We start from the raw sequence: 8528 nt of genomic DNA, 5'->3' as shown, positions 1-8528 counted from the left end.
GGTAAGCATATTCGTCATTAAGACGATATCTGCTTGAGTAAGCTATTAACTGCATAAAATCAATGAACTTTTCAAATGACTAAACAGTTGAAAATTGAATAGAAAATTAAAGTTAAATTTTAGAAACAATAAAAAATCAATGTGTTATAATTCTGAAAACAAAATATTGGATCAGATTTGAGTTATTGTAACCAATTGATTCAATTCATTTATTAATGAGCTGCATAAGGTTATGCAGCTTTTTTGTTTAGTTTTTTTGTGCTTAGTGCATAGTTACTGTTTTGCTGTGCTTTAAGATTACTTGACCCGTCGAATAGCGATGCTGGCATATTCGTTGCTAACTCATCCGCAAAATCCTTTACCTAATAAGTAGAAGGATTTTATGGAATGCTCAGGCATAAAGTTTACTCAATAGGGGCTAGGTCATGACGACTCCTAATCCATCTTCCGAAAACATGCTGGAACGTCTGTTCAAACTGAGTGAAAACAAAACCAGTTTCCGTACAGAAGTTCTTGCAGGTGTAACGACATTCTTAACCATGTGTTACATCATTATTGTCAATCCAATGATTTTATCCGAAACAGGGATGGATCATGGGGCTGTCTTCGTTGCAACCTGTCTTGCAGCCGCAATTGGCTGTCTGGTGATGGGTCTTGTAGCAAACTATCCAATTGCGCTTGCACCTGGCATGGGCTTGAACGCTTTCTTTACCTATTCTGTATGTCTGGGAATGGGTGTGCCATGGCAAACTGCATTGGGCGCCGTTTTTGTGTCAGGTCTGGTATTTATTGCCATTAGTATGTTCAAAATACGTGAGGCAATCGTCAATGCTATTCCAATGTCCTTAAAACTGGCGATTGGTGGTGGTATTGGTTTGTTCCTTGCGCTTATCGCGCTGAAAAACGCAGGAATTATTGTCGATAACCCAGCAACTTTAGTTGGTCTAGGCGACCTTAAACAACCATCGGTATTGCTTGCATTGCTTGGTTTCTTAATGGTTGTTGTGATGCATCATTTTAAAGTTCGTGGTGCAATTATCATCAGTATTTTAGTACTGACGGGCATTTCGGCTGCCATGGGCCTGAGCGAATTTAAAGGTGTGGTCGGTGCTGTACCTTCAATTGCGCCAACCTTTATGCAAATGGACTTTGAGGGTTTGTTTACTGCAAGCTTGATCGGTGTCATCTTCGTATTCTTCTTGGTCGATTTATTCGACTCGACAGGTACTCTTGTTGGTGTTTCTCACCGCGCAGGTTTATTAAAAGATGGTAAATTACCTCGCTTGAAAAAAGCACTATTTGCTGACTCATCTGCAATTGTGGCAGGTGCAGCATTAGGTACGTCTTCAACTACACCATATATTGAGTCTTCAGCAGGTGTAGCTGCAGGTGGTCGTACAGGCTTAACCGCAGTGATTGTCGGTTTCTTGTTTATTGCCTGCTTATTCTTGGCACCACTTGCTCAATCTGTACCAAGCTTTGCAACACCACCAGCCCTTTTGTTTGTGGGTGTGTTGATGATTCAAGGTATCGTGCATATTGATTGGGACGATATTACAGAAGCTGTTCCAGCATTCTTGACTATCGTATTCATGCCATTCACGTATTCAATTGCTGATGGTATAGCGATGGGTTTTATCAGCTATGCTTTGATTAAATTACTCACAGGTAAGGCTTCAACTGTACCGTATATGGTGTGGATTGTAGCTGTGCTTTGGGCATTGAAATTCGCGCTATTCGGTGGCTGATTTTTGTCAAATTCAGAAAGGGTGTAAACTCAGTTTGCGCCCTTTTTTATTTTTCTCAGGTTTAATCAGGAGTAGTGATGAACCGTCTTGAATTAATACAGGCGATGCCAAAAGCAGAGCTGCACGTGCATATTGAAGGTACTTTTGAACCTGAGTTAATGTTTGCAATTGCACAACGTAATGAGATTGCCATTCCTTACCAGTCGGTTGAGGAAGTTAGGCAGGCCTATAATTTCCATAATCTGCAATCCTTTTTAGATATTTATTATGCCGGTGCCAATGTTCTGATTTATGAACAGGATTTTTACGATCTGGCCTGGGCATATTTTGAAAAATGTGCCGAAGACAATGTTGTACATACCGAAATGTTCTTCGATCCACAAACCCATACCGATCGTGGAATTGCTTTCGAAACAGTACTGAATGGTCTGCAACGTGCGTGTGATGATGCCGCAGAAAAACTTGGTATTACTTCACATCTGATCATGTGTTTCCTGCGCCATTTAAGTGAAGAAGCAGCATTTGAAACTCTAGAACAGGCTTTGCCATATAAAGATCAAATTATTGGGGTGGGGCTGGATTCAAGTGAAGTTGGACATCCGCCTTCTAAATTTGAACGTGTCTTTGCTAAAGCGCGTGAAGCAGGTTTCCTGATTGTGGCACATGCGGGTGAAGAAGGTCCGGCAGAATATGTCTGGGAAGCTTTAGATCTGTTGAAAGTGAACCGTATTGATCACGGTGTGCGTTCTGAGGAAGATCCGGCATTGATGCAGCGTTTGATTGCAGAAAAAATGCCGCTGACAGTATGCCCACTTTCAAACTTAAAGCTTTGTGTGGTGGATGACATGCAGCAACATAATATTCGTCGCCTGTTACAGCAGGGCGTGCATGTCACTGTGAATTCGGATGATCCATCTTATTTTGGTGGTTATATGAATGACAATTTCATTGCCATTGCTGAAGCTCTGGATCTAAGCAATGATGAGTTAAAACAGCTGGCAATCAATTCCTTTGAAGCCTCATTTATCAGTGAAGCAGACAAGGCTAACTGGATTAGTAAGATCAAAGCATTGGTTTAAGTAAACTGTACATAAGAGGTGGAGTTCGCTCCGCCTTTTTCTGTTGAATGAGTAAATTCATGAAAAAATATATTATCGCGATATCTGTGGCTGTTTTGGCTTTCTGGACACATAGTCATGCCGATATAAGCCTGCCTCAAAAAGCTTTAAAGCCAGTGATTGCCTATCAATGTGGGCAAGAGCTCAAAGATTCCACAGTCTGGAAAGTTTCGACCTATCTGATGCAGGAGGCTAATAAAGCCAAACTGGAACACAAGGTCTGTGATTGTGTGGGTGAACATGCTTTAAAAGATGTGCCGGCATCAACTTTGCTTAAAGCAACAATAAATGAAGAAGCGAAAAACCAGTTGGCACGTCAAGCCGTAGCGAATAGTTTGAAAGGCTGTGTAAAGGAATTAGTGAAATAGGTCAGGGTTTTTAATGAGCGTCGTTTAATTGCACAACTGACTCCATGGGCTGAAATAGTGATTTATTCACGCTTTAATTTTCGGCAAAATAGCGCATCTTTAATTCACAACATAGGATTTACAGTGAAAAAATTAGCAGCTGTACTTGCACCCATGGCTTTTGTTTTAACTGCTTGTGTTACCACTGATGGTACAACAGGTTCAACTGCTGCAACTACAGCGAACGGCTTGGCAATGGCCGCAGTAAAAGTGGGTGTGCAGGCTAAATGCGTCACTGAAATCAATAACAATACTTACTGGAAAACAGCATCTAAGTTGATGACTGAAACTCAGCAGACTGAATTACAAAACGAAGTATGTTCATGTGTAGCTGAGAAAGCGACTACCAGCGTAACAGCAGCTGACCTGGTTGTTGCTGCAATGGACAAAACTTCTCAAGCAACCTTGGTAACTAAAGTGGTAAGTAGCACATTGAATGCCTGTGTTGTAGAAACTTTGAAAAACTAAGCAAGATTTGCTTAAATGAGCGGCCACTTTGGCCGCTTTTATATTTGGGCTGAATAATTGAAGGAAATATGATGCGAATTGCAGGTGTAGATGAGGCAGGGCGTGGTCCATTGGTGGGTTCAGTGGTGGCGGCTGCAGTTATTCTTGATCCGAATAATCCGATTGAAGGCCTGAATGACTCGAAAAAACTCACTGAAAAGAAACGTGAGAAGTTATTTATTGAAATTCAGGAAAAAGCATTGGCTTGGGCAATTGCCGAAGCATCTGCAGCAGAAATTGATGAACACAATATTTTGCAGGCTTCATTGCTAGCGATGCGTCGTGCGGTAGAAGCACTTGATATTCAACCAGATCATGTACTGGTTGATGGTAACAAGATTCCTCAAGGTTTGGCGATGAGTTGTGATGCTGTCATTGGTGGGGATGCACTGCATGCCGAGATTTCAGCAGCCAGTATTTTGGCAAAAGTTACTCGTGATCGTCAGATGGTTGAAATGGATCATAAATTCCCACACTTTGGTTTTGCCAAGCACAAAGGTTATCCAACCAAAGCACATTTTGAAGCAATTGCCTTGCATGGGGTAATTGAAGAGCATCGACGCAGTTTTGGTCCTGTGCGTAAAGCCATTGCAGCTATGCAGGAACAGAGTGAACTGGAGCTATAAGACATTTATAGAATATTTTATAAATACATAGAATGTCTAAGTGAAGTGCGGTAAAAGTGTAGAAAAAATAAAAGCGGCCTAGAGCCGCTTTATTATTTTTCGCAGAAATTAACGATTAAAGTTATTCTGAGAAGAGGTATCATCTTCAAATGAAGGCTGATAGTCCTGATCAATATGTTGAAGATGCTCATGCATTGCACGTTCATGCTGAATACGCTGGTAAATTTCTTCACGGTGGACAGAAACTTCCTTTGGCGCATTCACCCCAATACGTACCTGGTTGCCCTTTACGCCAAGCACAGTCACGCTGACTTGGTCTCCAATCATCAAAGTTTCTCCGACACGGCGAGTCAGAATCAGCATGTTTATCTCCTTGCAAAACGCTAAACGTGCATTCAATTTAGAATGTATGTTGAAACACAACTTGAAATCACAAGAGAAAATCGAACAGATCACCACGCACCATCTTGGTTGGGATTATCATCTATTTAAATTTTCTATAAATCCTCGCCCTTAATATAACAGAGCCACTATAAAAAAAACTATAGTGGCTCTGATTTTTTATGAAGTTTTGCAAAATAATGTCAGACAACGACAATAAATTACAAATCAATCATTAAGCACGTGCGCTTGATTCGCCAGACTCACGATCTAGACCAAATGCAGTGTGAAGCGAACGTACCGCAAGTTCCAGGTAGTTTTCTTCAATGATCACTGAAATTTTAATTTCAGAAGTCGAGATCATCAGGATGTTGATGCCTTCATCAGCAAGGGCAGTGAACATTTTGCTCGCTACACCAGCGTGAGAACGCATACCGACACCTACGATTGATACTTTTACGATGTCATCACGAGTCGCTACTTCACGTGCACCAATCGCTTGCGCTGTTTCTTCAAGGATTTTTTTCGCTTTTGCAAGCTCGCCACGGTTGACTGTGAACGTGAAGTCGGTGGTGCCATCTTCTTCAACGTTTTGGATGATCATATCGACTTCGATATTGGCATCACCAATTGGTTTTAAAATTTTAGAGGCAATACCTGGTTCGTCTGGAACACCCAGAATAGTCAGTTTAGCTTCGTCACGGTTAAACGCGATACCAGAGATAATTGGCTGTTCCATGTTGTCTTCCAATTCAGTAGTGATAAGGGTTCCGACGTTGTTTTTGAAGTCTTCATCAAATGCGCCATCGTTGTCGTTGTCGAAGCTTGAAAGTACACGTAATGGCACTTGGTATTTACCTGCAAACTCAACTGAGCGAATTTGAAGGACTTTAGAACCAAGGGATGCCATTTCCAGCATTTCTTCAAACGAAATACGGTCAACTTTTTTCGCTTTTGGTGCAACACGCGGATCAGTTGTATAAACACCATCTACATCTGTGTAAATTTGGCATTCATCAGCTTTTAATGCAGCGGCAAGTGCAACACCAGAAGTATCTGAACCACCACGACCTAGAGTCGTTGTGTTGCCATTCGCATCAAAGCCTTGGAAACCTGCCACCACAATGACACGGCCAGCATCTAGGTTTTCAGTCAAAACATCGGTATCAATCGATTCAATACGAGCCTTGGTGAAAGCGCTGTCGGTTTTAATCCCAACCTGGCGACCAGTCAAAGATTTAGCTTCAACACCGATCGAGTTCAATGCCATTGCTAACATCGAAATCGTTACCTGTTCACCGGTAGAAACCATTTGGTCAAGTTCGCGCGGGTCAGGGGTTTCGGTAATGGCTTTCGCTAAAGCAAGTAAGCGGTTGGTTTCACCACTCATCGCTGATACAACAACAACGACCTTGTGGCCGTGGTCATGCCAGCGCTTCACACGACGAGCAACATTTAAAATGCGCTCGGGAGTACCCATTGAGGTACCGCCATATTTTTGAACGATTAATGCCATAGTTGTTCCATTCAAACCATGACCCTGATGTTCCAATCAGGGTCAGTTACACAAAATGAAGTTTTTATTTTGCTTCAAGCCAAGCTGCTAAATCAGCCATCACTGGAGCAAACTTCTCGTTAAGTGGCGCGCCACCTTGTGCCAAGTCAGGTTTACCACCACCTTTACCACCTAGCTCTGCAGCCAAGTGTTTGATGATGTCACCCGCTTTAATAGAAGCAGTAAAGTCTTTAGCCACAGATGCAATCAAGCTAACCTTGTCACCCTCTACACCTGCAAGAACAATGACTGCATTTTCTAATTTTGATTTCACACCGTCGTGCAGATTACGCAATGCTTTCGCATCCATACCCTGAACGGTAGTGATTAGTGTTTTACGACCAGCAAGCTCTTGAACCTGACTTAAAAGTTCACCGGCTTGTAGGCTTGCCAATTTTTGATTCAGCTGTTCAATCTGTTTTTGCAATTGATGCGCAGTGTCCACTACAGCTTCAACTTTTTCGACTGTTTGATGGTTCTGTGCTTTTAACAAACCATTGATATATTGAACATCACGATCGACTTTCTGTATGGCTTCAAGCGCTTTAGTACCGGTTACGGCTTCAATACGACGTACACCTGCTGCGACACCACCTTCAGAAGTGATTTTGAACAGACCGATGTCACCTGTACGTTTAACGTGAATACCGCCACACAATTCGATCGAGAAGTTTTTCTCGTCAATCACTGAACCCATAGACAATACGCGAACTTCTTCACCGTATTTCTCACCGAACAGCATCATCGCACCTTTGGCTTTTGCAGATTCGATGTCGAGCAGTTCAGTCGTAACAGGCGTATTGGCAATCACTTCAGCATTCACAAGACGTTCGATTTCTTGCAACTGTTCGAAAGTCACAGGCTGATCATTGGCAAAGTCGAAACGTAATACGTCAGAAGCAACCAATGAACCTTTTTGCTGTACGTGTGAACCTAAAATTTGACGAAGGGCAGCATGTAGAAGATGCGTTGCAGAGTGGTTACGTGCAGTTGCTGCACGAATATCCGCTTTCACTGTTGCTTCTACATGTTGAGTAACTTTCAGGTTACCCATAGTCACGATCCCTTGGTGTACGAACGCACCACCAGATTTCTTGGTGTCTTGAACTTCGAAAATACCGGTATCATTTTTAAAGATACCTGTATCACCGATCTGACCACCGCTTTCTGCATAGAAAGGGGTCTGGTTTAGAACGATCAGTGCTTCGTCGCCTTCAACAACTTCGTCAACTTGCTCGCCATCTTTATAGATTGCGATGATTTGACCTTCACCCGCAGTTGCATCGTAGCCGTCAAATTGAGTTTCACCTTCAACTTTCACAACAGAGTTGTAGTCGATCGTGAATTTACCGGCATCACGTGCACGTTGACGCTGAGCAGCCATTTCAGTTTCAAAACCAGCTTCATCAATCGTTAAATCACGTTCACGTGCGATGTCCGCTGTAAGGTCAGTTGGGAAGCCATACGTATCGTAAAGTTTGAATACAACTTCACCTGGAATCACGGAACCTTTCAGTTGAGCTAATTCACCTTCAAGCAATTTCAAACCTTGCTCAAGTGTTTTTGCAAATTGCTCTTCTTCTTTCAGAAGTTGCGCTTCGATACGAACTTGTTGTGCTTCAAGTTCAGGGTAGGCAGCACCCATCACTTCAATCAAAGGCTTCAACATTTTGTGGAAGAATGAACCTGTCGCACCCAATTTGTTACCGTGACGAACTGCACGGCGGATGATACGACGTAGGACATAACCACGACCTTCGTTTGATGGATTTACGCCATCAGCGATGAGGAATGAACATGAACGTGCATGGTCAGCAACCACTTTAAGTGATGCAGGGTATTCAACTGGTTTGCCTTCAGCTTGTGCTTTCGCTTCAAGTTCAGCTGTATCTAAACCAATGATTTCCGCAGCTGCTTTTAACAAATGTTGGAATAGGTCGATTTCGTAGTTTGAGTTGACGTGTTGTAGAACTGCCGAAATACGCTCTAAGCCCATACCTGTATCAACAGAAGGAGCAGGAAGAGGGTGAAGCACACCATCAGCAGTACGGTTGAACTGCATGAATACGTTGTTCCAGATCTCGATGAAACGGTCGCCATCTTCTTCAGGTGTGCCCGGTAAACCGCCCCAAATGTGATCGCCATGGTCATAGAAAATTTCAGAACATGGACCACAAGGACCTGTA

8 protein-coding genes are annotated in these 8528 nt (G+C 42.6%); 5 read left to right on the top strand and 3 right to left on the bottom strand.

Features of this window, described 5'->3' with window-relative positions:
* The first annotated feature begins 425 nt into the window (after positions 1-425).
* The 5 genes from B4033_RS13475 (at position 426) to rnhB (ending at position 4406) form a co-directional block, all read left to right on the top strand.
* Positions 426-1748 carry an NCS2 family permease gene (locus B4033_RS13475; RefSeq protein WP_286834654.1) on the top strand — a complete coding sequence of 441 codons (1323 nt, stop codon included), beginning with the start codon at positions 426-428 and terminating at the stop codon, positions 1746-1748.
* A 77-nt stretch (positions 1749-1825) separates the two neighbouring features.
* Positions 1826-2827 (top strand): adenosine deaminase, encoded by a 1002-nt coding sequence (locus B4033_RS13470; protein ID WP_286834651.1) that lies wholly within the window; start codon positions 1826-1828, stop codon positions 2825-2827.
* Between the two features lie 59 nt (positions 2828-2886).
* Positions 2887-3234 (top strand): hypothetical protein, encoded by a 348-nt coding sequence (locus B4033_RS13465; protein ID WP_286834646.1) that lies wholly within the window; start codon positions 2887-2889, stop codon positions 3232-3234.
* 123 nt (positions 3235-3357) lie between these two features.
* Complete coding sequence (locus B4033_RS13460) at positions 3358-3741, top strand: hypothetical protein (protein WP_103799898.1); 384 nt, start codon at positions 3358-3360, stop codon at positions 3739-3741.
* Positions 3742-3812: 71 nt separating this feature from the next.
* Positions 3813-4406: a ribonuclease HII gene (gene rnhB / locus B4033_RS13455; protein WP_286834656.1), complete on the top strand. Its 594-nt coding sequence runs from the start codon at positions 3813-3815 to the stop codon at positions 4404-4406.
* Positions 4407-4514: 108 nt separating this feature from the next.
* Here rnhB and csrA read toward each other — a convergent pair whose 3' ends face one another.
* The 3 genes from csrA to alaS all read right to left on the bottom strand — a co-directional run.
* Positions 4515-4769, bottom strand: coding sequence for a carbon storage regulator CsrA (csrA, locus tag B4033_RS13450; protein ID WP_004892562.1), 255 nt, complete (start codon positions 4767-4769; stop codon positions 4515-4517).
* A gap of 253 nt (positions 4770-5022) precedes the next feature.
* Entirely contained in the window at positions 5023-6303 is a 1281-nt protein-coding gene (locus B4033_RS13445; protein WP_048881035.1) for an aspartate kinase, read from the bottom strand.
* 64 nt (positions 6304-6367) lie between these two features.
* Positions 6368-8528 (bottom strand): alanine--tRNA ligase (gene alaS, locus B4033_RS13440; protein ID WP_286834642.1); only part of this gene is annotated, 2161 nt, incomplete at its 5' end.

This window comes from Acinetobacter sp. UBA3132, from assembly GCF_002364825.1.
In the GTDB taxonomy this organism is placed as follows: Bacteria; Pseudomonadota; Gammaproteobacteria; order Pseudomonadales; family Moraxellaceae; genus Acinetobacter; species Acinetobacter schindleri.
This window is presented reverse-complemented; position numbering and strand designations above follow the sequence as displayed.

Bases quoted from the DNA above. Each gene is read 5' to 3' on its own strand.
- B4033_RS13445 (WP_048881035.1), bottom strand. From the start codon at position 6,303: ATGGCATTAATCGTTCAAAAATATGGCGGTACCTCAATGGGTACTCCC.
- B4033_RS13465 (WP_286834646.1), top strand. From the start codon at position 2,887: ATGAAAAAATATATTATCGCGATATCTGTGGCTGTTTTGGCTTTCTGG.
- rnhB (WP_286834656.1), top strand. From the start codon at position 3,813: ATGCGAATTGCAGGTGTAGATGAGGCAGGGCGTGGTCCATTGGTGGGT.
- B4033_RS13475 (WP_286834654.1), top strand. From the start codon at position 426: ATGACGACTCCTAATCCATCTTCCGAAAACATGCTGGAACGTCTGTTC.
- csrA (WP_004892562.1), bottom strand. From the start codon at position 4,769: ATGCTGATTCTGACTCGCCGTGTCGGAGAAACTTTGATGATTGGAGAC.
- B4033_RS13470 (WP_286834651.1), top strand. From the start codon at position 1,826: ATGAACCGTCTTGAATTAATACAGGCGATGCCAAAAGCAGAGCTGCAC.